This window comes from Paraburkholderia guartelaensis, from assembly GCF_004353905.1.
Lineage (GTDB): Bacteria > Pseudomonadota > Gammaproteobacteria > Burkholderiales > Burkholderiaceae > Paraburkholderia > Paraburkholderia guartelaensis.
The window spans coordinates 67,013-92,175 of the sequence record NZ_SMOD01000012.1; the positions used below are offsets into that span (position 1 = coordinate 67,013).

At 63.6% G+C, this 25,163-nt stretch carries 19 protein-coding genes; 14 read left to right on the forward strand and 5 right to left on the reverse strand.

Annotated elements, in window-relative coordinates:
• The first annotated feature begins 116 nt into the window (after nt 1-116).
• The 5 genes from E1N52_RS17340 to E1N52_RS17360 all read left to right on the forward strand — a co-directional run bounded on the left by E1N52_RS17340 (nt 117) and on the right by E1N52_RS17360 (nt 8,366).
• On the forward strand, nt 117-1,229 hold the full coding sequence (locus E1N52_RS17340) for a porin (RefSeq protein WP_133183985.1): 1,113 nt from the start codon (nt 117-119) through the stop codon (nt 1,227-1,229).
• Between the two features lie 400 nt (nt 1,230-1,629).
• Entirely contained in the window at nt 1,630-2,865 is a 1,236-nt protein-coding gene (locus tag E1N52_RS17345; protein ID WP_133183986.1) for an MFS transporter, read from the forward strand.
• 224 nt (nt 2,866-3,089) lie between these two features.
• Nucleotides 3,090-4,442 carry an ABC transporter substrate-binding protein gene (locus tag E1N52_RS17350; protein ID WP_133183987.1) on the forward strand — a complete coding sequence of 451 codons (1,353 nt, stop codon included), beginning with the start codon at nt 3,090-3,092 and terminating at the stop codon, nt 4,440-4,442.
• Nucleotides 4,439-7,399, forward strand: coding sequence for a bifunctional diguanylate cyclase/phosphodiesterase (locus tag E1N52_RS17355; RefSeq protein ID WP_133183988.1), 2,961 nt, complete (start codon nt 4,439-4,441; stop codon nt 7,397-7,399). Before E1N52_RS17350 ends, E1N52_RS17355 begins: the two co-directional genes overlap by 4 nt.
• A 187-nt stretch (nt 7,400-7,586) precedes the next feature.
• Nucleotides 7,587-8,366: a hypothetical protein gene (locus tag E1N52_RS17360; RefSeq protein ID WP_133183989.1), complete on the forward strand. Its 780-nt coding sequence runs from the start codon at nt 7,587-7,589 to the stop codon at nt 8,364-8,366.
• A 33-nt stretch (nt 8,367-8,399) separates the two neighbouring features.
• Here E1N52_RS17360 and E1N52_RS17365 read toward each other — a convergent pair whose 3' ends face one another.
• Complete coding sequence (locus E1N52_RS17365; protein ID WP_133183990.1) at nt 8,400-9,191, reverse strand: 3-hydroxybutyrate dehydrogenase; 792 nt, start codon at nt 9,189-9,191, stop codon at nt 8,400-8,402.
• A gap of 26 nt (nt 9,192-9,217) precedes the next feature.
• Complete coding sequence (locus E1N52_RS17370) at nt 9,218-10,618, reverse strand: GntP family permease (protein WP_133183991.1); 1,401 nt, start codon at nt 10,616-10,618, stop codon at nt 9,218-9,220.
• 356 nt (nt 10,619-10,974) lie between these two features.
• On the opposite strand from E1N52_RS17370, the gene E1N52_RS17375 reads away from it, so the two are divergent.
• Nucleotides 10,975-12,432, forward strand: a complete 1,458-nt coding sequence (locus E1N52_RS17375; protein ID WP_133183992.1) for a sigma-54 interaction domain-containing protein — start codon at nt 10,975-10,977, stop codon at nt 12,430-12,432.
• Between the two features lie 18 nt (nt 12,433-12,450).
• Here E1N52_RS17375 and E1N52_RS17380 read toward each other — a convergent pair whose 3' ends face one another.
• Nucleotides 12,451-13,371 carry a 3-hydroxyacyl-CoA dehydrogenase family protein gene (locus E1N52_RS17380; RefSeq protein ID WP_133183993.1) on the reverse strand — a complete coding sequence of 307 codons (921 nt, stop codon included), beginning with the start codon at nt 13,369-13,371 and terminating at the stop codon, nt 12,451-12,453.
• A 240-nt stretch (nt 13,372-13,611) separates the two neighbouring features.
• On the opposite strand from E1N52_RS17380, the gene rbsK reads away from it, so the two are divergent.
• The 6 genes from rbsK to E1N52_RS17410 all read left to right on the forward strand — a co-directional run bounded on the left by rbsK (nt 13,612) and on the right by E1N52_RS17410 (nt 19,732).
• Nucleotides 13,612-14,502, forward strand: coding sequence for a ribokinase (gene rbsK, locus E1N52_RS17385; protein WP_133183994.1), 891 nt, complete (start codon nt 13,612-13,614; stop codon nt 14,500-14,502).
• 8 nt (nt 14,503-14,510) lie between these two features.
• Nucleotides 14,511-14,909, forward strand: a complete 399-nt coding sequence (gene rbsD, locus E1N52_RS17390; RefSeq protein ID WP_133183995.1) for a D-ribose pyranase — start codon at nt 14,511-14,513, stop codon at nt 14,907-14,909.
• A gap of 19 nt (nt 14,910-14,928) precedes the next feature.
• Entirely contained in the window at nt 14,929-16,425 is a 1,497-nt protein-coding gene (locus tag E1N52_RS17395; RefSeq protein ID WP_342777866.1) for a sugar ABC transporter ATP-binding protein, read from the forward strand.
• A gap of 43 nt (nt 16,426-16,468) precedes the next feature.
• A complete protein-coding gene (locus E1N52_RS17400; protein WP_133183997.1) occupies nt 16,469-17,428 on the forward strand; it encodes an ABC transporter permease in 960 nt (319 codons plus the stop codon).
• A 108-nt stretch (nt 17,429-17,536) separates the two neighbouring features.
• Nucleotides 17,537-18,502, forward strand: coding sequence for a ribose ABC transporter substrate-binding protein RbsB (gene rbsB / locus E1N52_RS17405; RefSeq protein ID WP_133183998.1), 966 nt, complete (start codon nt 17,537-17,539; stop codon nt 18,500-18,502).
• A gap of 198 nt (nt 18,503-18,700) precedes the next feature.
• Nucleotides 18,701-19,732, forward strand: coding sequence for a substrate-binding domain-containing protein (locus tag E1N52_RS17410; protein ID WP_133183999.1), 1,032 nt, complete (start codon nt 18,701-18,703; stop codon nt 19,730-19,732).
• Here E1N52_RS17410 and E1N52_RS17415 read toward each other — a convergent pair.
• Both E1N52_RS17415 and E1N52_RS44085 read right to left on the reverse strand, forming a co-directional pair.
• Nucleotides 19,696-19,974 (reverse strand): tannase/feruloyl esterase family alpha/beta hydrolase, encoded by a 279-nt coding sequence (locus E1N52_RS17415; RefSeq protein ID WP_165979399.1) that lies wholly within the window; start codon nt 19,972-19,974, stop codon nt 19,696-19,698. The two genes, E1N52_RS17410 and E1N52_RS17415, sit on opposite strands and share 37 nt — an antisense overlap.
• Complete coding sequence (locus E1N52_RS44085) at nt 19,961-20,113, reverse strand: hypothetical protein (RefSeq protein ID WP_165979400.1); 153 nt, start codon at nt 20,111-20,113, stop codon at nt 19,961-19,963. The genes E1N52_RS17415 and E1N52_RS44085 overlap by 14 nt, the downstream gene beginning before the upstream one ends.
• A 168-nt stretch (nt 20,114-20,281) precedes the next feature.
• Here E1N52_RS44085 and E1N52_RS17420 point away from each other — a divergent pair, with 168 nt between their 5' ends.
• Both E1N52_RS17420 and E1N52_RS17425 read left to right on the forward strand, forming a co-directional pair.
• Nucleotides 20,282-22,243 carry an amylo-alpha-1,6-glucosidase gene (locus tag E1N52_RS17420; protein WP_133184001.1) on the forward strand — a complete coding sequence of 654 codons (1,962 nt, stop codon included), beginning with the start codon at nt 20,282-20,284 and terminating at the stop codon, nt 22,241-22,243.
• A 100-nt stretch (nt 22,244-22,343) separates the two neighbouring features.
• On the forward strand, nt 22,344-25,073 hold the full coding sequence (locus E1N52_RS17425) for an MGH1-like glycoside hydrolase domain-containing protein (RefSeq protein ID WP_133184002.1): 2,730 nt from the start codon (nt 22,344-22,346) through the stop codon (nt 25,071-25,073).
• The last annotated feature ends 90 nt before the right edge of the window (nt 25,074-25,163 follow it).

The following is a 25,163-nucleotide window of genomic DNA, read 5'->3' on the forward strand; positions in this document are numbered from 1 at the left end:
GCGGTGACGGCGCCCTGGCGCCGTCACCGTTTCCCGAAGTTCGACGATTATTTCAATTAATAAGGTATCCGTAATAAAAGGATGCCAACAAAGAGATCAAGGTAAAGGAGACGTCAATGAAGAGCCTCGCACTGTGGTGCACGGCGGTATCGGTGATGGCTTGCGCCCAGGCACATGCGGAAGGCGGCCCGGCGGGTGACAGCGTGTTGCTGTACGGCATGGTGGACGCGGGCGTGTCGTGGGTCAGCAACCAGGGCGGCCACTCGGTGGTGAAGTTCGACGACGGCATTTTCACGCCGAACCTGCTCGGTATCCGCGGCCGCGAAGATCTGGGCGGCGGCTTGCACGCGGTGTTCGATCTCGTCGATCAATTTTCGATGGGGACCGGCTCGATCATCTCGGGTCAAGGGATTTTCGGGCGCAATGCGTACGTTGGCCTCGACAGCGACCAGTACGGCAGGCTGACGATGGGCAATCAATATGACTTCATGACCGATTCACTGTTTTTCGGTCACGACGACGCGGCAATGGAAGTAGGGGGCCTCTACAACTTCCGCGCGGGGCCGTTCGCGAAGATCGCGATTCCGGGCAACCCGCCCTTCGCGCAGCAATTCGACTGGGACCGCATGGCCGGCGCCACGGTCGAGAACTCGGTCAAGTATCAATCGCCGAAGTTCGGCGGATTCAGCTTCGGCGGCCTGTACGGCTTTGGCGGCATTCCGGGCGCATTTGGACGCGGCAACACGGTCAGCGCCGGCGCGAATTACACCAACGGCGCGTTCGGCATGGCGGCGGCCTACACGGAAGCCAAATATGTCGAGACCGGCGAACCCGATGTCGGCATTCGCAACTGGGGCGTGGGTGCGCACTACGACTTCGGCAAGGTCATGGCGACGCTGCTGGTGACGACCGTGCGCAACACGTTCAACGGCGGCGCCATTGCCCAGGCCGAGGCTGGCGCGAACTGGCTGCTTGCGCCCGACTGGGCGATTGCCGCCGACTACATGTACATGAAGGGCAATGCGTATCTCGACAACAATCACGCGCACCAGATCACGGCCATCGTCGATCACTTCCTGTCCAAACGGACGGTCGTGTATGCGGAGACCGTGTATCAGCGCACGAACGCCGGGGCTCAGGCGCTGATCAGCGGCGTGCTCGACCCCGACGGTACGTCGAGTGGTCCTAATCAGTTCATCGCCCGCGTGGGCGTGCAGACGCGGTTTTGAACCGAGGCGCCTGCGAGTGCCTCGCTTGACTTGATGGACCGGTTTTCCGGCAATGCCTCACGGGGCGCTTTCCCGGCGCCCTTAGTCTCCTGGCCAGCGACCAGCATAAGCATCTATTCGATGCCTATTTTGTCCCCAGAAAAATATCGTTTATTTTTCCGGCGCTGAAATGACATAATCACCGCCCCGCGGGCCCGCGCGCGGCAGGCCGCGTCACATTCCATTCATAACCCTTTTGTCGACCCCGCTAATCGCAGGGCCGCACGCGATTCTTTATTTGATGTTAATTTAAACGTAATTCCCGATTGGCCATTTAAGCGGCGATTTTCCCCATTTTTTGGTGCGAAATTGCCGAACAATGGCTTTTATTATTCGCCACACACAAAACAGTCATCGAAACATGAACGACCGTTCTCCCAATCTCGCGCCTGCGCCGCTCGAAGAGACGACACTGCGCCAGTGGCTGTCAGTCTTTGCCGTGGCGATCAGTGCATTTGCGTTCGTGACGTCCGAGTTCTTGCCGGTCGGTTTGCTCACCGAGATCGCCCGCGACCTCGGCGTGACGCCAGGCACTGCCGGTCTCATGGTGACGACGCCGGGCGTCATGGCGGCGATCTTCGCCCCGGGCCTGATGATGTTTGCCGGCCGCATGGACCGGCGGCAGGTATTTCTCCTGCTCACGGCCATGCTGCTCGCGTCGAATATCGTCTCCGCGCTGGCGACGAATTTCGCGTTCATGCTGGTTGGCCGCGCGATGCTCGGCGCGGCGCTCGGCGGCTTCTGGACGCTCGCGACCGCAGCGGCGGGCCGCCTCGTGCATACGAGCGACGCTCCGCGCGCAACGGCCATCATCCTGACCGGCGTAACGTTCGCAACGGTGATCGGCGTGCCGCTCGGCACCTTTATCGCGGGTTTCGCGTCGTGGCGCATGTCGTTCTTCGTGACGGGCGGCCTCGTCGCGCTCGCGCTCGTTGCGCAGGCGTTGCTGGTGCCAACGCTTCCTTCGGCTGCCGCATTGCGTCTTGCCGATTTCGCGACGCTGCTGCGTCGCCCGGATGTGCGTCTGAGCATGCTGATGGTGGCGCTCGTGTTCGGCGCGCATTTCTCGACGTATACGTTCATCGCGCCGCTGCTTCAGCAGGACTTCTCGATGAGCGCGATCACGCTGCTGCTGCTCGCATTCGGCGTGATCGGCTTCTTCTCGAACGCGCTGACTTCAGCGGTCGTTGCCACGCGTCTGAAGTCCGCCGTGGCGACGATGACAGCGCTGCTGTTGTGCGCGCTCTCGGCGATGATTCTGCTCGACCACGTGCGAATTGGCGAGATCGCGGCGATGCTGATGTGGGGCGTGGCGTTCGGCGCGATTCCGCTGTGCTTCTCCGTGTGGATTCAGCGCGGTACGGCCGATCTCGCCGAAGCGGGCTCGGCGATGTTCGTAAGCGTGATCCAGGTGGCGATTGCGCTTGGCTCGTCGGTGGGCGGCGCGATCGTAGACCGTGCCGGTATACGTGCCGATCTGGTGCTCGGTTGCGCGCTCGCCGTATTCGGACTGGTGACGCTGCAGCGGCTCGCTGCAATGGAGCGGCCGGCGCGGGTCGCGGCGCTCGAATGCGAATGCAGCCCGTCGCTCGATTGAAACGATTGAAATGAAAGCGACGGAAGGCGGCGAGCCATCGAACTCGCCGCGTCCTGATGCGCTAAACGCGCAATGATCCTCGATGCGCGCTGCGCCACGTTTAGCGCAGCGAACAGTGCAAACGTTTGCGAACGCGCACGAGCGTGCATCCACAAACGCTCGCCGATTATCGGATGCCACGCTCACGCGCATGCACCCTCAAGTGACGCTCAGCTTCGGCCGATATGCAATGTGGTTCCCCTGCGTTCCGCAGGGTCTGCCACTCCCGAACTGAAAGCGAGCGTTACGTGCACGGATTCAAGTTTGCCTGGCTGCTGTCCGGTCTGATCGGCGTGCTGCTGCTCCTGGGTTGCGATCAGCACAATAGCGCCCAGAGCAGCAAGGCCGCGCCGGCGCGGACCACTATTACCGCACTGATCTGGGCGCCGGACTGGCCAGAGGAGATGCTCCAGATCGCCGCCGAGTTCGACAAGCTCAATCCTGATGTGCACGTGAACGTGCAGTTCATGGTCGGCAACTCGGTGGAGGGGAACATCAAGCCGCGCGTGGCGGCGGGAACGCTGCCGGACCTCGTCAGCATCAATCCGAACGCCTATGCCGCCGAGCTGGCCGATCAGGGCGTGCTCGCCGATGTCCGCCAGACCGCCGCATGGAAGCACATGCTGGATCCGCTCAAGTCAGACTGGACCAGTCGCGACGGCAAGGGCTTTGGCATTTCGGGCGGCGTGGCGACGACGATGATCTATTACAACCGCGCCATGTTCGCCAAGGCCGGCATCGACACACTGCCGACGAATTTCGATGAATTTCTGGCGGTATGCGCGAAGCTCAGGCAGGCGGGCATGATCCCGGTGATGTGGAGCGGCGGCTTTCCGAACATGCTCGGCAACGGGCCATTCGCCTCCGGTTTCGCCAACAATGTGGTCGCGCACGAGCCTCACTGGAAAGAGAAGATGGCGGACGGCACGCTGGACCTCGATACGCCGGAGGTGGCCGATATCTTCTCCAAGATCGCGTTGATACCCGAGCGCGGCTACGCGCAGCCGTCGTACATGACGACCGGGTATGACGAGGGCATTCGCCTCTTCAAGGAGGGCAAGGTCGCGATGGCGTTCCAGGGCAGCTGGGCCGCCGGGCTCATGCTGCGTGGAAACGATTTCTCGGTGGGCGTGTTCGTGCCGCCATGGAATGCGCGCGGCGAACGTGTCGTGCCCGTGCTCGGCAGCGAAACGGGCTTTGCCGTTTGCGAAACACCCAACAAGGCCGTGGCCATGCGTTTCCTGGAATTCATCGCCGGCAAGGGATTCCCGATTCTTCAGAGGAAACGCCACAACATTTCGCCGTTTCAGCAAGGCATGGGAACCGTGGTGAGCGACGTGGAGATCGTCGACTACACGAACGCGGTGAGCCGTTACCCGGTCACGGCAAGTCCCTATTATTCGTCGCTTCCTTCCAACACGATTGAGCTGGTGCACAAATTGATGCAGGATGTGCTGCTCAGGAAAATAACGCCCAGGCAGGCTGCGGAGCGCCTGGACATCTCGGTCAAGACTGAAGCGAAGATGCACTACAAATGAATGCAATCTCCGCGTTGCTGCGACGCGCTTTCGACTACCTCTGCCAGGATTTGCTTCGGCGCGTCGAGATTCGCTATCGACTGATTGCCGCTTTCATTCTGTTGGCCCTGTTGCCCATTATCATTTCGGGCTGCATTTCCTATGTGAAGTCGGTCGCGGCGATCAAGGAAAACGCGGAGATATTTTCGAAAGAGGTGGTAAGGCAGGTTTCGAGAAATGTCGAGCTGCGCATGCAGCAGATCGAAACGGAAAGCAATCTTCTCGTACTTTCGGACCGGGTCCAGGGCGCGCTGGCGAGAGCGGCGAGCGGGAGCGCCAGGGAGCAGAGCGAGGCGCGCGAGGACATGACGCGTTTGCTGCTCGAGCATTATGGTTCGGTCGATTTTATCAACCAGAAATATTTGCTCGACCAGAAAGACCGGATTCTGGATACGCAGGCATTTGCGCAGTTGACTTCGGGTGTGACGGCGCTCGTCGGCATCGCGGAAGAGTCAAATGAACGCACCTACTGGGGCAGCTACGACGATGGCGTCGGGCAGCAGAACCTGGGGATGGTGCGGGCCATCTACAACAAGAGCGACAACACGAAGATCGGCAGTCTGGTGCTGGTCGTTCGCCCTGAATACTTCTCGACGATTTTCAACGACGTCGCATCGGGCAGCGGAACCGAGATTTACGTATTCGATGCAAGCGACAACAAAATCATCGTAGTGCCAAATAATGCGTCGTCGCCGAACCCCGGCAGCACGCCCGAGCCTGGCCTGATCGAGGATATCGTCCGCCACCGCATCTCGGGCGAGTCGAGCCGTTTCGTCAATTTCGCGGCAAAACACGGCGGGCGTTATCTTGCCGCCTACGCGCGCATTCCCGGTACGAGCTGGTTCGTGGTCAGCACGATCGCCGAACGGAATCTGACTGCGGAGGCACAGGCCGTACGCAACCAGATCGTGGTGGTCGGCATTTCCGGGTTTTTGCTGTCTATTTTCCTTGCCTACTTTATTTCGTACAGCATTTCGGCGCCGCTCCAGGATCTGGTGCGCCGCATGCATGACACCGGCGAGGATGCGGGCGCCGTCGAAGACGAAGGCACGGAAGGGGCTGCCTCGGTGGGCGGACCGGACGAACTGGCGCGCCTGGCGCAGCGTTTCGAGCGCATGCGCACAGCGATCAGGCAGAAGATTCACAAGATCAACGAAATCAATGCGTCGCTCGAACAGACTGTCGTCGACCGGACGGCGGAACTCGTCGCCCGTGAACGCGAGGCGCGCACGCTGATCGAGAATTCGCCCGATACGATCACGCGATATGACCGTGAGCTGCGCCGCACCTTCGCCAATCCGGCCTTTTGCACGTCGGCAGGCTGCGATCTCGCAAGCGTCCTCGGCAAGCGGCCATCGGAGCTTCCCGGCGGAGCGAATGCGCTGGTCTACGAAAAGAAGATCGGCGAAGTCATCGCGACGGGAAAAAGCGCGCAGTTTGAACTGCGGTGGGCGGGAAAGGATGGGCAGGAGCAATGCACTCACATTCGCATCACGCCTGAGATCGATCGCTCCGGCCATGTCACTTCGGTGCTGGCGGTCGGTCGCGACCTCTCCGACCGGATGGCGTTCGAGGCCACCATCTGGAAGCAGGCGAATTTCGATGCGCTGACGGGTCTTCCCAACCGGCAGTTGTTCCACGATCGTCTCACCGAGGAGGCAGCGCTCGCGAGCCGTTCGGAAAGGCGCGTGGCCCTGATGTTGATCGACCTCGATCGTTTCAAGGAGGTCAACGACTCGCTGGGGCACGACCGCGGCGACGTGCTATTGATCGAGGCTGGGCGCCGCATTAGCGCGTGCGTGCGCAATCTCGATACCGTCGCGCGGCTGGGCGGCGACGAGTTCACGGTGATCTTGCCCGATCTCGAAGACATGGAAGCGGTCGAGCAGACCGTGCGCAACATCAATCGCAAACTGACTGAGCCGTTCAAACTCGGCGCGGACGAAGTCTACATTTCGGCGAGCATCGGCGTCACCGTTTTCCCCGACGACACGTTTGAACTCGACGCGTTGTTCAAGAACGCCGACCAGGCCATGTACGCGGCCAAGAACGCCGGACGCAATCGCTTCAGTTACTTCACGCCCGACATGCAGCTGGAAGCGGAAACGCGCTTGCGCCTGACCAGTGACCTGCGTGCAGCGCTGCCTCGCAATCAGTTGCGGCTCGTTTATCAGCCGGTCGTCGACCTGGCGACGGGCCAGGTCCGCAAGGCGGAAGCGCTGATACGCTGGCTGCATCCCGAGCGCGGCATGATCAGTCCGCTGGAATTCATTCCGCTGGCCGAAGATACCGGACTCATCATTCCTATCGGCGACTGGGTGTTCAGGCAAGCCGTACAGCAAGCGCGGCTATGGCGCGAGCAATACGATCCGTCGTTCCAGATCAGCGTGAACATGTCGCCGGTGCAGGTGCGCCAGGACAGCACGGTTGGCGTGCGGTGGCATGACTATCTCGATAGCGAGGGCATGCCGGGGCAAAGCGTGGTGGTGGAAATCACCGAGGGGCTGTTGCTGCAGGCCGAATCGAATATCGATGAGCGGTTGCTGGATTTCCGTCTCGCGGGCATTGGCATTTCCATCGACGACTTCGGCACGGGCTATTCCTCGCTTGCCTATCTCAAACGCTTCGACATCGATTACCTGAAAATCGATCGTTCGTTTGTCCAGAACCTCAGCGTGGACGAAAACAATCAGGTGCTATGCGAGGCGATGGTGGTGCTCGCGCACAAGCTGGGAATCCAGGTCATCGCCGAAGGCGTGGAAACCGTCGAGCAACGGGATTTTCTCAAGTCGATGGGCTGTGATTTCGCGCAGGGCTTTTTGTACTCGAGGCCGATCGAACCCGAGCAGTTCGAACAGGTGGTTTGGCCATTGATCGCAGCAGACGCGGCCGGCGAGCAGGAGCGTAGCGATAGCTAACGAATCGATGCGGCAGCATCGTTTCAACTCACGGCGAAACGACCCGAATTAGCCAGCCAGCATATAAATCGACACGTTCAGGCGATCTGTACGAAGACGTACGGAACACGAAAGCTTTTTCCCTCAGTCTACGGTCTGCATTGACCGTGTGTCCGGATTCGCCGATCGGGCTGCGCGAGGGACCGCAATGAACGTGCTGGACGATGAACGGCCGCTAGATGAATTCGTGCGGGTAGACGTGCAGAGTGCGCAGGCGCTCGCTCAGTCGATGGACGACGACGGAGTGGGCGTGCTCGATGACATCGTGCCAGCCGCCATTCTCACGAAGCTGCGTAGCGGGGTAGCCGAACTGGTGGGGCAGCAAGGCGCCCGATACTTTGGCTTTAGCGGGGCGCAATGGGTAACGGGTACCTGTCTCGCCCAGCTTTTCGAAGACTCGGCGCTGCACGCGTTGTTGCGCGAGCTATATGTGCGCAAGATGGGGACGCTGCCGCCGAGCGAGCGGATTTATCCGGTGATGCGCGTGCTTTCGGGAAAACAGGGCGTCCGTCACTCGAACAATTTCCACTACGACTCGTACGCCATATCGATCCTGCTGCCGATTCTGATTCCCAATGACCCGGGCGAACTGGCAGGCCATCTCGTGATGTTTCCGAATCTACGCAATGCGCGGCGCTTTGCGATCGTCAATATCGTCGAGAAGGCGATCGTGGAAAAACTGCTCGTGAGGTTCTGGCGCTCACCGCGCGTGCAGAAATGGCTTTCTGCGAAGGTCGTGACGTTAAAGCCGGGCAATCTTTACTTCATTTGGGGCTTGCGCTCGCTGCATGCGAATCAGGCCTGCGCACCTTCCAGCATTCGATGCACGGTGCTGTTTCACTTCGGCGACCCGCACGAAAACAGTGTATTCAAAGGGCTCAGCCAACGGCTGCACGCCATGAAGCTGCGGCGCATGGCGCGCGATTGACGCGTTGTACGTCGCTCGCGCGCCGCTGCCGTTTTACTGCGCGAGCCAGCCGCCATCCACCTTGAGCTCGGCGCCGCGCATTTCGTTTGCCGCCTCCGAGCACAGGAAGGCCGCCACGCCGCCGATTTGCTCGACCGTCGCAAAGCTTGCCGACGGTTGCTTTTCGCCGAGCAGTTTCAGCGTGGCGTCTTCGACGGAAATGGCCTCGCGGTGGGCCAGATCGTCGATCTGCTTCTGCACGAGCGGCGTGAGGACCCAGCCCGGACAGATCGCATTGACGGTCACGCCGCTGCGCGCCGTTTCCAGTGCGGCGACCTTGGTGAGGCCGATCACGCCATGCTTGGCCGCGACATAGGCCGACTTGCCGACCGAGCCCACGAGCCCGTGTACCGAAGCGATATTGATCACGCGTCCCCAACCCGCTGCGCGCATGATGGGAAGCGCCGCGCGCGTGGCGTGAAACGTCGCGCTCAGATTGATCGCGATGATCTGATCCCAGCGCTCCACCGGGAAGTTCTCGATCGTTTCGACGTACTGAATGCCGGCATTGTTGACGAGAATATCGAGGCTGCCGAACGTGCTTGCCGCGAAAGCCACGAGGGCTTCGATCTCGGCAGGACGGCTCATATCCGCGTTGTGATGCACGACGCGCACGCCGGCCGCTTCGATTTGCGCGAGGGCGGCCGCCGGATCGCCGAAACCGTTCAGGACGATATTGGCGCCTGCGCGAGCCAGCGCCGTCGCAATGCCGAGACCGATGCCGCTGGTCGAACCGGTGACGACGGCGGTTTTCCCGGCGAGAGAGAGCGTGTTGGGGAGATGCATGAGTGAGGGCCTGGTACGAATGCGGGTTAGACGATGCCGGTCAGGTAGAACACGGCGATGACGAAGAAGACCGCGAGCGTTTTGATGATCGTTACCGCGAAAATGTCGCGATACGACTCCCGGTGCGTGAGGCCCGTGACCGCGAGCAGCGTGATGACCGCGCCGTTGTGCGGCAGCGTATCCATGCCGCCGCTCGCCATCGCCACCACGCGGTGCAGCACTTCCATCGGAATGTGCATGGCCTGCGCGGTCTTGATGAAGGTGTCCGACATGGCGGCGAGGGCAATGCTCATGCCGCCCGACGCGGAACCCGTGATACCCGCGAGCGCCGAAACCGAAACGGCCGCATTCACGAGCGGATTCGGAATGGCCTTGAGCGCATTGCCGACCACGAGGAAGCCGGGCAGCGCCGAGATCACGCCGCCGAAGCCGTACTCGGATGCCGTATTGAGCGTGGCGAGCAGCGCGCCGCTCACTGCGGTTTTCGTGCCGGTCGCGAAGCGTTCCTTCACGCGGCCGAACGCCGTGACGATGACGAGCAGAATGCCGAGCAGCAGTGCGCCTTGCACGGCCCAGATCGCCACAACGCTCTTCACGGCCACCGTCACGGGCGCATGCATGCCGGGCAGCACGTCGGGCGCGACGGTGAAGCTGTCGCCGTACCACTGCGGAATCCACTTCGTCAGCAGGAAGTTGGCGACGCCAACGAGCACGAGCGGCGCAATGGCCAGCGCCGGATGCGGCAGATTGCCGGTCTCGACGCGCTCCGGTTCGTTCACGAGCGACGTGCCATAGCCTTCGCCCTTCGCCATGGCGCTGCGGCGGCGCCATTCGAGGTACGTGAGACCGACCACGATGATGAAGATCGAGCCGATCACGCCGAGCCAGGGTGCGGCCCATGCGGTGGTCTTGAAGAACGTGGTGGGAATGATGTTCTGGATTTGCGGCGTACCGGGCAGCGAATCCATCGTGAACGTGAATGCGCCGAGCGCGATCGCGCCGGGCATGAGGCGCTTCGGAATGTTGCTCTGGCGATAGAGTTCGGCGGCGAACGGATACACCGCGAACACAACCACGAAGAGCGAGACGCCGCCATACGTGAGCAGCGCGCACACCGCGACGATCACGGCATTGGCGCGCGAGCGGCCAATGTAGCGGATCGCGGCGGCCACGATCGCCTCGGAGAAGCCGGATAGTTCGATGACCTTACCGAACACGGCGCCGAGCAGGAAGACGGGGAAGTAGAGCTTGACGAAGCCGACCATCTTTTCCATGAAGATGCCGGAAAACACGGGGGCGACGGCGGAGGGATCGATCAGCAGCACGGCGCCCAGTGCGGCGATGGGCGCGAAGAGAATGACGCTGTAGCCGCGGTAGGCCACAAACATCAGGAACGCCAAAGCGGCGATCACAATCACAAAGGACATCTTGTCTCCAGTTGGTTTATTCGTGCAGGACTGTTTGTTGTTCGCGCGTGCCGAAGCCGGCGCGACCGCGCAATAGAGCACGATGTGTGCCAGCGGCTTGGGAGCCTTGCGGGAGGCGGCGCGCAAATCGGGGGCGCGGCGCACGGGCGTGCGCCGGGACGGTTGCAGCGGTAGCGTGTCTCAAAGTTGAGACGGTTTTGACGAAGAAGCGCGCCGCCGCTGGCAAGTCCACACGCAAAGCCGGGTAATTTCGAGGGACGTCGCGCAATCTCATTTCTGAGATAATGCGTCCCGAAAATGAGAATCCGCCTGCCGTGACAGACCGCGTCAGGGCCGCAACCGAAGAAAAGCACCGAATGGAAATCGAAACGACCGCGCTGCTGGCCGACTACGACCACGTGCGCAAGCTGGCGATGCAATCGCTCTTTCAATCGCTCGACAAGTTCAGCGAAGGCACCGTGATCGTCGATCGCAACGCGCGCGTGGTGTGGATCAACCAGCACTACGCGGCGCGCTTCGGCTTTGACGACCCCACGGCCGTGATCGGTCTCGATTGCGAAGCCGTCATTCCCAACAGCATGATGCGCGACGTCGTGAAGGGGGGCGAGCCCATCCTGCTCGACATTCTCGAGACCGATCGCGATCCGATCGTCGTCACGCGTTTGCCGATCAAGGACGACAACGGCGAAACGATCGGCGCGGTCGGCTTCGTGCTGTTCAACGAACTCAAGGGACTGTCGCCGCTCTTCAGCCAGTACGCGCGGCTGCGAGCCGAACTGATCAGCACGCGCCAGTCGCTCGCGCAGGTGAGGCGCGCGAAGTACAGCTTTTCGAGCTTGATCGGCACAAGCGCCGCAAGCCTCGAAGTGAAGCGCCAGGCGCGCCGGGCCGCGCGTCTCGCGTCGCCGGTGCTGCTGCTTGGCGAAACAGGCACGGGGAAGGAGCTGCTCGCGCACGCCATACACGGCGCGTCCGGACGCGCGGACAGTCCGCTCGTGACGGTGAACGTCGCGGCAATTCCCGACACGTTGCTGGAACTCGAGTTCTTCGGCGCGGAGGCGGGCGCGTACACCGGCGCGGAGCGCAAGGGGCGCATCGGCAAGTTCGAGCTGGCCCAGGGCGGCACGCTCTTTCTCGACGAAATCGGCGACATGCCGCTCGCGCTGCAGGGTAAATTGCTGCGGGTTTTGCAGGAGCAGGAGTTCGAGCCGCTCGGCTCGAATCGCATCGTGCGCACCGATGTGCGCATCATTGCTGCGACGTCGGCGGATCTGCCCGCGCTCGTGGCGCAGGGCCGGTTTCGTGCGGACCTCTACTATCGCCTCAACGTGCTGATGATTCGCGTGCCGCCGCTGCGCGAGCGCCTGGCGGACATCGAGGCGATGGCGTATTCGATTCTCGACAAGCTCGCGGTGGAGAGCGGCGCGGGGCATCTCGAACTCGACAAGGATGCGCTTGCGGTGCTGTGTGCGTATGGCTGGCCGGGCAACGTGCGCGAGTTGCGCAATACGCTGGAGCGCGCGGTGCTGCTATCGGACAGCGAGCGCATCGATGCGCGCTCGCTCGCGCGCTTCATTGGCGATGGGCGCGGGCAGCGCCGGGATGAAGAGCCGGGCGCTCAGCACGATACGCAGGACGACACCGGCGTGCAGCAGTATCAGCAGTACGACGAAGCGATGCGCGATTACGAACGCCGCTTCCTGACCGAAGCGCTACGCGCGGCGGGCGGCCAGGTGACGAAAGCCGCCGCACAGATCGGCATGGCGCGCGCGACGCTGTACCGCCGAATCGTCGCCCTCGGTATTGACGTTTGATGCGGTGAGTCCGGGCGATCAACCGCCCGCGATGAGCTTTTTGCGCGCGGCCTTCACGCGTGCCAAATGTGCTTCATCCCAGTCGTAGAAGCCCGCGCCGCTGCGCACACCCACGCGGCCCGCTTCGACTTGCGCGCGCAACAAATCGATCACGTCTTCGTCCTTCGCGAGTTCGGGCATGAGATGCGAGGAGATGTCGACGAAGGTGTCGAGGCCGCCCATGTCCGCGCTCTCGAACGGACCGACGATGCCCCACCGGCGGCCGAGCGACGCCTTCATCACGCGGTCCACCACCTCGGGGCTCGCCGCGCCCGAACGCACGATATTGAGCGCCTCGCGCAGCACCGCGAATTGCAGACGGTTGCCGACGAAGCCGGGGATCGCCTTGGCGAGCACCACGGGCTCCATGCCGATCGCGCGCATGAGCGTCTCGGTTCGCGCGGTGACGTCGGGCGTGGTGGCGCGCCCCGGCACGACTTCGACGAGCGGGATCATGTGCGGCGGATTCCAGAAATGCGCGATCACGAAGCGCTCGGGCCAAGCCAACGGCCCTGCCAGCAGATCCGGCTCGAAGCCGCTCGTGTTGCTCGCGAGAATCGCGTCGGGGGCGAGCACCGCGCCGAGTTGCGCATAGAGCCGGTGCTTGAGATCGAGCACTTCAGGCACGGCTTCGAAGACGAACTGGGCTTGCGCCATCGCTTCGAGTGTCGCGCTCGTTTCGATGCGCGCAAGCGCGGCCGCGCTTCTCGCTGCGTCGATACGGCCTGCGTCGATCAGTTCGTCGAGCACGGCTTGGGCCTTTGCGGACACACTCTTGAGCCGGGCGGGATCGACGTCATGGACGATCGTGCGCAGGCCGTGCAGCGCACATTGCGTCGCGATGCCAACGCCCATCAATCCCGTGCCGATCACGCCCGCCACCGTCACCGTTCTGTTCATGCTTCGTCATCTCCTTGCTTGTTCCTCAATCGGGTTCGACAGCATAGCGCTTCGCATGGCGCGGCGTCGTCCCGGTCCGGCTCGCCGGCAGTAATCGGGGACATATTATTCTGCGTATCCGGTTAAACCCTGGGTCTATTTCACCTGCGTGAGGACTCTGGTATAACTGCGCTCCCAAGCTGATTACGTTTTAGCACGGCTAAAAACCGCAGGCGCGGCAAGCCGTCGAAAGGGAGTGCAATGGCGCGCGTAGTGGTGGTGGGCAGCATCAACATGGACATGGTCGTCACGACCGACACGTTTCCCCGGCTCGGCGAAACGCTGTTCGGCACGCATTTTTCGACGCATCCGGGCGGCAAGGGCGCGAACCAGGCGGTCGCGGCGGCGCGCCTTGGCGCCGAGGTGACGATGATCGGCTGCGTCGGCGCCGATGCGTTCGGCGGCGAAATGAAAGCGACGCTGGCGCGCGAAGGCGTCGATATCGCCCACGTGAGCACGGGCCGCGAGGCAACCGGCATTGCGTCGATCACGCTCTCGGGCGGCGATAACGCGATCATCGTCGTGCCTGGCGCGAACCATGAACTTTCGCCCGAGGACATCGACCGTGCAAGCGCCGCGATCGCACAAGCCGACGTCGTGCTCGCACAACTCGAAGTGCCCTATGCAACGGTGCTGCATGCCGCGCGGCGCGTCCGCGAACACGGCAAGCCATTCTTTCTCAATCCCGCGCCCGCAGTCGAACTGAGCGGCGAGCTGCTCGAACTGACCACGCTGCTGACGCCCAACGAGCATGAGCTCGCCACCGCGTTGCAAACGCCGGAAGGCGCGTGGGCCGAGGTCATCGCGCGCTCGCCAGTGCGCATCGCCATGACCCACGGTAAAGACGGCGCGTACTACGCCGACGCCGATGGCGCGCTCGTGCATCAGCCGGGATTCACCGTCGAAGCCGTCGACACGACCGGCGCCGGCGACACCTTCAACGGCGCGCTCGCGGCGTTCTGGCATCTCGGTATTGGCGAGGCCGTGCGGCGCGCGAACGCGGCGGGCGCGCTTTCGGTGACGCGCGCCGGCGCGCAGGGCGGCATGCCCACGCTCGCCGAGCTCGAAGCCTTCCTGAACACGCAAGCCTGAGATTCGCAGTGAAAAAACACGGACATCTGAATCGCGACATCGCACGCGTGCTCGCGCGCATGGGGCACACGGACAGCCTCGTGATCGCCGACTGCGGCCTGCCCATTCCCGACGGTGTGGAATGCATCGACGTTTCGCTCGCGGTGGGCGTGCCCGACTTCTTCGCCGTGCTCGATAGCGTGCTCGCCGATTTCAAGGCCGAGCGCGCGGTGTTCGCGAGCGAGGCGCAGACGCACAACGCGGCCGTGGTGGCGCGCAGCCGCGAGATGGCCGCCGCGGACATCGCGGTGGAAAACGTGCCGCACGAAGAATTCAAGCGCCGCTGCCGCGAGGCGAAGGCGGTGATCCGCACCGGCGAATGCAGCCCCTATGCGAATGTGATTCTGCATTCGGGCGTGATCTTCTGAGAGGTCCAGGATGCAAGTGATGATGCAGGGGATCGGCAAGGCGTTCGGTCCGGTTCGGGTGCTCGAAGGCGTCGATTTCCGCATTGAGGCGGGCGAGATCCACGCGCTGATGGGCGAGAACGGCGCAGGCAAATCGACGCTTATGAAGATCCTGAGCGGCGTGTATCAAGCCGATGCAGGCGAGATCCTCGTCGATGGGCGCGCGCTGCAGATCCGCAGCACCGTCGAGGCCGAACGCGCTGGCATTGCCATCATTCACCAGGAATTGAACCTCATCCCGCAGTTGACGGTGATGGAGAATCTGTTCCTCGGCCGCGAGCCGAGCCGCTTCGGCATGGTCGATGTCGCGACGATGCGTAAAGAGGCGCGCAAGTGGCTCGACAAGGTCGGCGCACAGCGTATCGATCCGCAGACCGAAGCGGGGCTGCTTTCCATCGGTCAGCAGCAACTCGTGGAAATCGCCAAGGCGCTGTCGCTGAACGCGCAAGTCCTCGTGATGGACGAGCCGACTGCCGCGCTCACGAATCGCGAAATCGAAACGCTCTTCGAGATCATGCAGTCGCTCAAGGCGAGCGGCGTGGCGATCGTCTACGTTTCGCACCGCATGGAAGAGATATTCCGTGTGTGCGACAAGATCAGCGTGCTCCGTGACGGCCATTTCGTCGGCGAACGCGCGATTCGCGACACCGGTTTTGATGAGATCGTGCGCCTGATGGTGGGCCGCGAGATCGGCGAGCGTTTCCCGAAACGCAGCCATGCGCCGGGCGACGTGCGCATGCGCGTGGCCGGTCTGGCGGATGAAGGCCATATCGAAGGCATTACGTTCGACGTGCGCGCGGGCGAGGTGCTCGGTATCGCCGGACTCATGGGCGCGGGGCGCAGCGAGATCCTGCGTACGCTGTTCGGCGCGAACCGCAAGACCGCGGGCACGGTCACGCTCGACGGCAAGCCGCTCGACGTGCGCGACGCGTCTGCCGCGATTGCGGCGGGCATTGGCTTCGTCACGGAAGACCGCAAGCGTCAGGGGCTCGTGCTCGGCATGTCCGTGCGCGAAAACGCGACGCTCGTGCATCTGGACCAGTACGCCACCCTCGGCTTCGTCAACGAGCGCGCGGAGCGCAGCGCCGTCGACGGTCTCATCAAGCAGTTGCGCGTGCGTACGCGCGACGCCGAACTCGACGTCAAGGCGCTTTCGGGCGGCAATCAGCAGAAGGTCGTGTTTGCGAAGTGGCTGGCGCAGCCGCCGAAGGTGCTGCTGCTCGACGAGCCCACGCGCGGTGTGGACGTCGGCGGAAAGGCCGAGATCTACACGATCATCAATCAGCTCGCGGAGCAGGGCGTCGCCATCGTGATGGTGTCGTCCGAGTTGCCCGAAGTGCTGGCCATGAGCGACCGCATTCTCGTCATGCATCAGGGACGCCAGAACGGCATCTTCGAGGCGGCCACGGCCACCCAGGAACTGATCATGACGGCAGCAGCCGGCGGCCAGGCGGCCACGCAAGCTGTCGCGGCCTGAGCGAAGGCGCTTACTCAATCACTGAAAACTAGCGAGACATGACATGTCGCAAGTGACCCTCACCCCCGGCAGCCGGGCGACGCTGCAAAAGCTCGGACCCTTCGTAGCACTGCTGATCATTTCCGTGGCGCTCTCGATCGTGAGCCGCGATTTCCTCACGCTCGACAACCTGCTCAACGTCATGCGGCAGGCGTCGATCAACGCGCTGATCGCGTTCGGCATGACGCTCGTGATTTTGCTCGGCGGCATCGATCTCTCGGCGGGCTCCGTGCTCGCGCTTTCCTCGGTGATCATCGCGACGCTGCTGAGCGCGGGCACGCCCGCCGTCGTCGCGACGCTCGCGGGCCTCGTGGCTGGCGGCTTGATGGGCTTCGCCAACGGTCTCGTCATCAGCAAGGGCAAGGTCGCGCCGTTCATCGCCACACTCGGTTCGATGACGGTGCTGCGCGGCCTCGCGCTCGTCGTCTCGAACGGCAGCCCGATCAGCAGCTTCAACAGCGACTTCTTCTCGCTGCTGGGCGGCGGATATGTCGCGCGCCTCGTGCCGATTCCCGTCGTGCTGATGCTCGTGATGTTCGGCGTGTTCTGGGTCCTGCTGCGCAAGACGGTGTTCGGCCGCCATATCTATGCAACGGGCGGCAATGCCGAGTCGGCGAAGCTCTCCGGCGTGAAGGTCGACCGCATCCAGCTGTGGGTGTACACGATCGCGGGCGTCATGTCGGCGCTCGCGGGCGTGGTGCTGACCTCGCGCCTGAACTCCGCGCAGCCGACCGCAGGCACGGGCTACGAGCTCGACGCCATCGCGGCGGTCGTGCTGGGCGGCACGAGCCTCACGGGCGGCCGCGGCTGGATCTTCGGCACGCTTGTGGGCGCGCTCCTGATCGGCGTGCTCAACAACGGCCTGAACCTGCTCGACGTGTCGTCGTTCTATCAGCAGGTCATCAAGGGCATCGTGATCCTGCTCGCCGTGCTGATCGATCGCGGCAACAAGAAGTCGTCGTAATACCCAGGCCGTGCCACGCTCCGTTCGCGTGGCACGGCAGTTTCATATCAATAGATATCCTGATTTTTTCAAGCTCCACACACTCCACATATAACCAGGAGGAAGACTATGTATAAGCACAATTCGCCGTCGATCTCGAAGCTTTTTGCGGCGCTTGCCGCCGGTTCGCTCGTGCTGGGCCTCGCAGCCTGCTCGAAGGAAGGCCCGGGCAGCACGGCCGATGCCGGCGCATCGGCGGCGGCGCCCGCTTCGGGCGGCGCGGTCACGGTCGGCCTGTCGATCTCGACGCTCAACAATCCGTTCTTCGTCTCGCTCAAGAAGGGCGCCGAAGACGAAGCGAAAAAGGACGGCGTGACGCTCATCACCGTCGACGCGCAGAACGATCCGGCGAAGCAGCAGGCGAGCGTGGAAGACCTGATCGAGAAGAAGGTCAACGTCATCCTCATCAACCCGACTGATTCTTCGGCGGTGGCCAACGTCGTGAAGGAAGCGACGAGCAAGGGCATCAAGGTGATTTCGCTCGACCGTAGCGTGAACGGCGCGGAAGTCAGCTCGCATATCGCTTCGGACAACAAGGCAGGCGGCAAGATGGCTGCCGATTTCCTCGCCGACAAGCTGGGCGGCAAGGGCAACATCGTCGAGCTGCAAGGCATTCCGGGTTCGTCGGCGGCCAACGAGCGCGGCGCCGGTTTCGACGATGAAATCGCAGCAAAGGGCGGCGTGAAGATCGTCACGAAGCAGCCTGCCGACTTCGATCGCGCCAAGGGCCTTTCGGTGATGGAAAACATCATCCAGAGCAACAAGGACATTCAGGGCGTGTTCGCGCAGAACGACGAAATGGCGCTGGGCGCAGTGAAGGCGCTGCAGGCTGCGGGCCTGAAGAACGTGGCCGTGGTCGGCTTCGACGCCACCGACGACGCGATCGCCGCGGTCAAGGCCGGCCAGATGGCCGCGACCGTGCAGCAGCAGCCCGAACTGATCGGCCAGTATGGCGTGCAGGCCGCGAAGAAGGTGGTCGACGGTCAGCCGGTCGACAAGTTCATCCCGGTGCCGCTGAACCTGTACAAGCAGTAAGCACGTTTTCAGGCGCGCGCGAGCGTAGTACCATCGAACGCGAAGATCTTCGCGTGCGCGCGCGCTTGAGGGCTACTGCGCGCCCCGTGCCACACGGGGCGCTTCGCTTTGGGGCTTGCCCCTTGCTCGCAGCCGCGTCGCCGGCTCTTCGCTCCCGCGTTCACCCGCTCCCCAACCCACACCCAGCAGGAACACCGCGTGTCCCAGTTCGAGCGTCTGACTATCGACGACATTGCCCGCCTCGCGGAGGTTTCGCGCACCACGGCCAGCATGGTGCTCAACGGCAATGCCGAGCGCTACCGCATTTCGGCGGCGACGGTCGAGCGCGTGCTGCAGGTGGCGAGGGACCATCATTTCACGCCGTCACAATCGGCGCGCGCGCTGCGCTCGCGGCGCAGCAATACGATCGGCCTCGTGATTCCCGATCTGACCAACTCGGCGCACGCCGCGCTCGCCCAGGCCATGGAATGGCAATGCCGCGAGCGCTATCGTTATCAGCTCGTGATCGTGACGAGCGACGAAGATCCGGTGCGCGAGACCGAGGGCCTTGCGCGTCTTGTCGCGCAGCAGGTGGACGGCGTGGTGGTCGTGCCGTGCACCGCCGAAGCGCCGCGCTACGACAAGTGGGTCAAGCGTCTGCCGATCGTGTTCGCCGACCGTCGCGTGGCGACGAGCGAGATTCCCTATGTAATTACCGACGCCGCTGAAACGGTGGCTGCACTGGTGGGCGAGACGATCGAACAGGGCGCGCGGGAAGTGGTGTTCTTCGGCGGTCAGCCGGAACTCTCACCGAGCCGCGACCGCCTTGCGGGCTATCGGCTCGCGCTCGAGCGGCACGGCATTGCCGAGCAGGCCGACTGGGTGTTTCAGCGCGACTACCAGCGAGAGTCGGGCTATGCGCTGATGAAGGCCTGGTTCGAAGCGCACGGGCGCTATCCCGAGGCGCTTTTCGCCGGTTCGATCACGCTGCTCGAAGGCTTGCTGGAGTTCGTGAATGAAGCGCATCAGCTGGCCCAGGCGCCGGGCCGCGTGATGACCTTCGACGATCATCAGCTGCTCGACTGCCTGCCGCTTCGCATCGACGCCATCGTGCAGGACAGCGCTCAACTCGCGGAACATAGCCTGCGTTGCGTGTTTTCGCTGCTCGAAGGCGAGGGCGCACCCGAGTCCATTCAGGTGCCCGCGCAGATCCATTACCGGCAGCGGCGCGGGCGGCCCGAGCACCGATAATCCTGCACGCACGTAAGCGATTTCGCGCTGTTCACGTCGCCCGCGCCGTTATAGCTGGGCCACGCCGGATACTGGCACAGCGGCCGCGTGCGGCCCGGCACGCCCGCGGTGTCGGTGACCACCTGGTGAACCGGCGGTGTGCCGTGCTCGACCCAGTTTTCCAGTGTCGTGAGCGAATCCCACGACGCGTTGAACTCGGTGCCGACGGCGTGTTGCAGCCCCGGAATTTCATAGAAGCGCACGAATGACGCCACCGCGCCGCATGAAGCGTGTAAGGTCCGCGTCGGTCGCGTCGAGCCCCGATAGCATGCTGATGCGCCCGGACCATTGGCCTGCGAGCGCGGGATTGAACGTGAGCGAGTCGAAGTTCGGGTTGTCCATCACCGTGTAGCGGACGAACTCATCGGCGATCTGTCGTCGAACATCGCGGTACTCTGTAGCTGCCCGGTGCTGGCGGATGTTGGCGGTTCGTCTTTCGACTCACTTTCTGGCTGCGGCACGCCGACGGTAGTATCTTTGCGCAGGTGATCCACGAGGGTAGGACAACCGATGACGCGTCTTCACAGCCCCATCGATGCGCAGCGCCTCGACGACGAATGGCTCGAAGCGGACGGCGCTGGCGGATTTGCATCCGGCACAGTCGGCACCGCGCGTACGCGCCGCTATCACGCGCTGCTGCTCACCGCTATGCAGCCGCCCACGAACCGCGTGGTGCTCGTCAACGGCATCGAAGCCTGGCTCGAGGACGGCGAGCGCAAGACCGCGCTGACGATGCAGCGCTACGCGCCTGATCTGCTCTATCCCGATACCTCGGGGCGCATTGCAAGCTTCGACACCTCGCCGTGGCCCACGTGGCGCTACCGGCTGGACGGCGGCGCCGTGCTCACAGCAGAAGCGTTCGTGGCGAAGGCGAGCCGCGAAACCGTGCTGCGCTGGCGGCTCGAAGCATCGTCCGGCGCCGGCAGTACCGTGCTGAAAGTCCGCGTGCTGATCTCGGGCCGCGACTATCACGGCCTGCACCACGAGAACCCCGCGTTCGACTTCAACGCCCAGATCGACGGCGAGCACGTGCGCTGGCAACCGTACGGCGATCTGCCCGCCATCGTCGCGCGCTCGAACGGCTGCTATACGCATGCGCCGGACTGGTACCGCAACTTCTGCTACCCGCGCGAACGCGAGCGAGGTCTCGACTACATCGAGGACCTCGCGACGCCAGGCGTGTTCACGTTCGATTTGCGCATAGGCGATGCGGTGATACTGTTGCGAGCGCAACCATCGTCTGGTGCACGAGATAACTCACTCGACGGCGACGAAAGCGCGGCGAGCCGCGCGCAACTGCTCGCCGGCTTCGAAGAAGTGCGACGGGCGTCGCTCGGCTCGCGCCTGCAGCGTTCGGCCAATGCCTATGTCGTTGCACGCGGCGACGGCCGCACGATCGTCGCGGGCTATCCGTGGTTCACCGACTGGGGCCGCGACACGTTCATCGCCATGCGTGGCCTGCTGCTCGCGAACGAGCGTTACGAGGAGGCGGGCGCAATCCTGCTCGAATGGGCGGCGACCGTTTCAGAGGGCATGCTGCCGAACCGCTTTCCCGATGCCGGCGGGGCGCCCGAATACAACTCCGTCGACGCATCGCTGTGGTTCGTCGTGGCGGTGCACGACTACTTCGCGGCTGCGAACGTGCCGCCCGAAGCGCGGCACGCGCTGCAAGGCGCCGTCGACGCCATCCTCGAAGGCTATGCGCGCGGCACGCGCTACGGGATCGCAGCCGACCCGCGCGATGGCCTGCTGCGAGCGGGCGTGCCGGGCGTGCAGCTCACCTGGATGGATGCAAAGGCGGGTAACTGGGTGGTCACGCCGCGCATCGGCAAGCCGGTCGAAATTCAGGCGCTGTGGATCAACGCGCTGCGCATCGCCGCGGCTTGGGATACGCGCTGGCGCGAGCTCGAAGCGCGCGCCAGCGCCTCGTTTGCCGGGCGCTTTGTCGATCCGTCGACGGGCGTGCTATTCGACGTGGTCGACGTCGATCACGTGGACGGCACGGTCGATCGCTCGATTCGGCCGAATCAGATCTTCGCTGCAGGCGGATTGCCGTTCGCGCTGCTCGAAGGCGATGCGGCGCGCGCGCTTGTCGCGCAGGTCGAAGCCGATCTGCTCACGCCCATGGGGCTGCGCACGCTCGCGCCCTCGGACCCCGCGTATCGCGGGCAGTACGGCGGCGGCGTGCTGGAGCGCGACGGCGCCTATCATCAGGGCACCGTCTGGCCCTGGTTACTCGGCGCCTTCGTGGATGCCTGGCTGCGTGTGAACGGCGATAGTGCGGCGCAGCGCGCGCTCGCTCGCGAGCGGTTCGTCGCGCCGCTGCTCGCGCATCTCGACCGTGCCGGGCTCGACCACATTTCCGAGGTCGCCGATGGCGATGCGCCGCACTGGCCCGGCGGCGCGCCGTTCCAGGCATGGTCGCTCGGCGAGTTGCTGCGCGTTCTCAAACGGCTCGGAGATGGCAGCTAGCCCGAACCCGTAGCGCGGCGCGTGCGCCCGGCGGGCAAACCGCGCTAGCATGGGAGACTCGCCGCGCCACGCCTCATCCTCGCGGCCCCAATTCAAGGAGATGCCCATGCTGCAGCGCGCCGCCGGCCTCATCCACACGGTTGAAGGTCAACGCCTGTATTCGGCCGATTACGCTCGCTGGCAGCGCTGGGGACCGTACCTCAGCGAGCGCCAGTGGGGTACCGTGCGCGAGGATTACAGCGAGCACGGCACCGCGTGGGACTATTTCCCGCACGACCACGCGCGCATGCGCGCCTATCGCTGGGGCGAAGACGGCCTGGCCGGATTCGGGGACGAGCGGCTCGACTGGTGTTGTTCGCTCGCGCTGTGGAACGGTCTCGACCCGATTTTGAAGGAGCGTCTGTTCGGCCTCACGAATGAAGAAGGCAATCACGGCGAGGACGTGAAGGAGCTGTACTTCTACCTCGACAGCACGCCGACGCATTCGTATATGCGCATGCTCTACAAGTACCCGCAAGCGGCATTTCCCTACCAGGACCTGATCGACGAAAACGCGCGGCGCGGCGCCTGCTTGCCCGAATACGAAATCCTCGACACGGGCGCATTCGATGATCAGCATTATTTCGATGTGCAGATCGAATATGCCAAGCACACGCCGGAAGACATCGTCATGCGCGTGACAGTCGAGAACCGCGCCGGGCAACACGCATCGATCGACGTGTTGCCGCAGCTTTGGGCGCGCAACACGTGGTCGTGGAAACCCACCGGCAGCAAGCCGTCGCTCGCGCTCGTCTCGTCCGCCGAGGGCGAGCATGTCGTCGCGCACTGCGGCACGCATGAGCCGCTCGTCGTGACGGCTTCCGCACAAGGAGGCGAGCGCGTCGAGTGGCTGTTTTGCGAGAACGAGACCAACGTGAAGCGCCTATTCGGCATGGACGGCGCCGGTCCATTCAAGGACGGCTTCGACGACTATGTCGTCCATGGCAACGACGACGCGATCCGGCGCGATGCGGGCACGAAGGCGGCCGCGCGCGTGCATCTCGAGATCGCGGCGCACGGCCGCGCGGTCGTCACGTTCCGCTGGCGTCCGCTGTCCGCGCCGAAGGAGGAGGTGGCGCTCGACATCGACAGCCTGTTCGCGCAGCGCATTGCCGAGGCGGATGCGTTCTACGACGCGCTGCAGCGCGACATCGAAAGTGCCGACGCGCGGCTCGTGCAGCGCCAGGCGCTGGCGGGCATGCTGTGGTCGAAGCAGTACTACCAGTACGACGTGAACCGCTGGATGACAGGCGACCCACTACAGCCGACACCGCCCGCCGCGCGCCAGCGCGGGCGCAACGCGGACTGGCGGCATCTTTGCAACGCGGACATCCTCTCGATGCCGGACAAGTGGGAGTATCCGTGGTACGCATCATGGGACCTCGCGTTTCAGGCAGTCGCGTTCGCGCTGGTGGATCCGATGTTTGCAAAGAAGCAGATGCTGCTGCTCGTGAAGGACCGCTATCAGCACCCGAACGGCCAGCTGCCTGCCTACGAATGGGCATTCGGCGATGCGAATCCGCCCGTGCACGCGTGGGCGGCATGGCGCGTGTACGAGATCGATCGCGCGATCACCGGCAAGGCGGACCGGGATTTTCTCGAGCTTGTCTTCCACAAGCTGCTGCTGAATTTCTCGTGGTGGGTGAACCGCAAGGATGCGGACGGCCACAACATTTTCCAGGGCGGCTTCCTGGGACTCGATAACGTGGGCATCTTCGACCGTTCGTCGCCGCTGCCGACTGGCGGGCACCTCGACCAGGCGGACGGCACGGCGTGGATGGCGGCTTACGCGCTCGACCTGATGCGCATCGCGCTCGAACTCGCGTTCGCGAACCATGTGTTCGTGGATATCGGCGTGAAATTCTTCGAGCACTTCCTGTATATCGCGGGCGCGGTGAGTTGCGATGATGGCTGCGAGACGGGCCTGTGGGACAGCGTGGACGAATTCTTCTACGACAAACTCAGGCTGCCGGACGGCACCAGCGTGCCGCTGCGCATGCGCTCGATCGTCGGGCTGATTCCCTTCTTCGCGGTGCGCGTGCTGGAGGAGCGGGTGCACGGCGGCCTGCCCGGGCTGCGCGAGCGGCTCGTCTTTTTCCTCCAGCACCGGCCCGACCTTGCCAGCCTCGTATCGCGCTGGAACGAACCCGGCAAGGGCAATTCATTGCTGCTCTCGCTATTGCGCGGGCACCGGATGAAGGCGCTGCTTCGGCGTATGCTCGACGAAGCCGAATTTCTCTCGGACCATGGCGTGCGTGCGCTGTCTCGCGCCCATCTCGACGAGCCTTTCGTTTACCGGCACAACGGCTGCGACTTCCGCGTCAAGTATCTGCCCGCCGAATCGGACTCGCGCGTATTCGGCGGCAATTCGAACTGGCGCGGGCCGGTGTGGATGCCGGTCAACTATCTGCTGATCGAGTCGCTGTACGAATTCCACCGCTACTATGGCGACGATTTTCGCGTCGAGTACCCGACCGGCTCGGGCAAGAAACTTTCGCTCGCCCAGATCGCCGACGAGCTTGCGCGCCGCGTCACGACGCTCTTTCTGCTCGACCGCAACAACGAGCGCCCGGTGATGGGCGCGTACCCGCTGCTGCAGGCCGATCCGCGCTGCCGCGATCTCGTGCTGTTTCACGAGTACTTCCACGGCGACAACGGGCGCGGCGTCGGCGCATCGCACCAGACCGGCTGGACAGGACTCGTCGCGCTGATGCTGCAACCGCGCATGATGAGCCCCTCGGGTAACGTGCCGGTCGCGGGCGAGATCGAAGACGTGGAGGCGGTGAAGTGAGCGCGCGTACACAAGTGTGTGCTGCGAACCGGCACTCGCTGTGTGTAGAAGTTGGTCAGGAGATAACACTCGTCGCGCCCGAAATTCGCA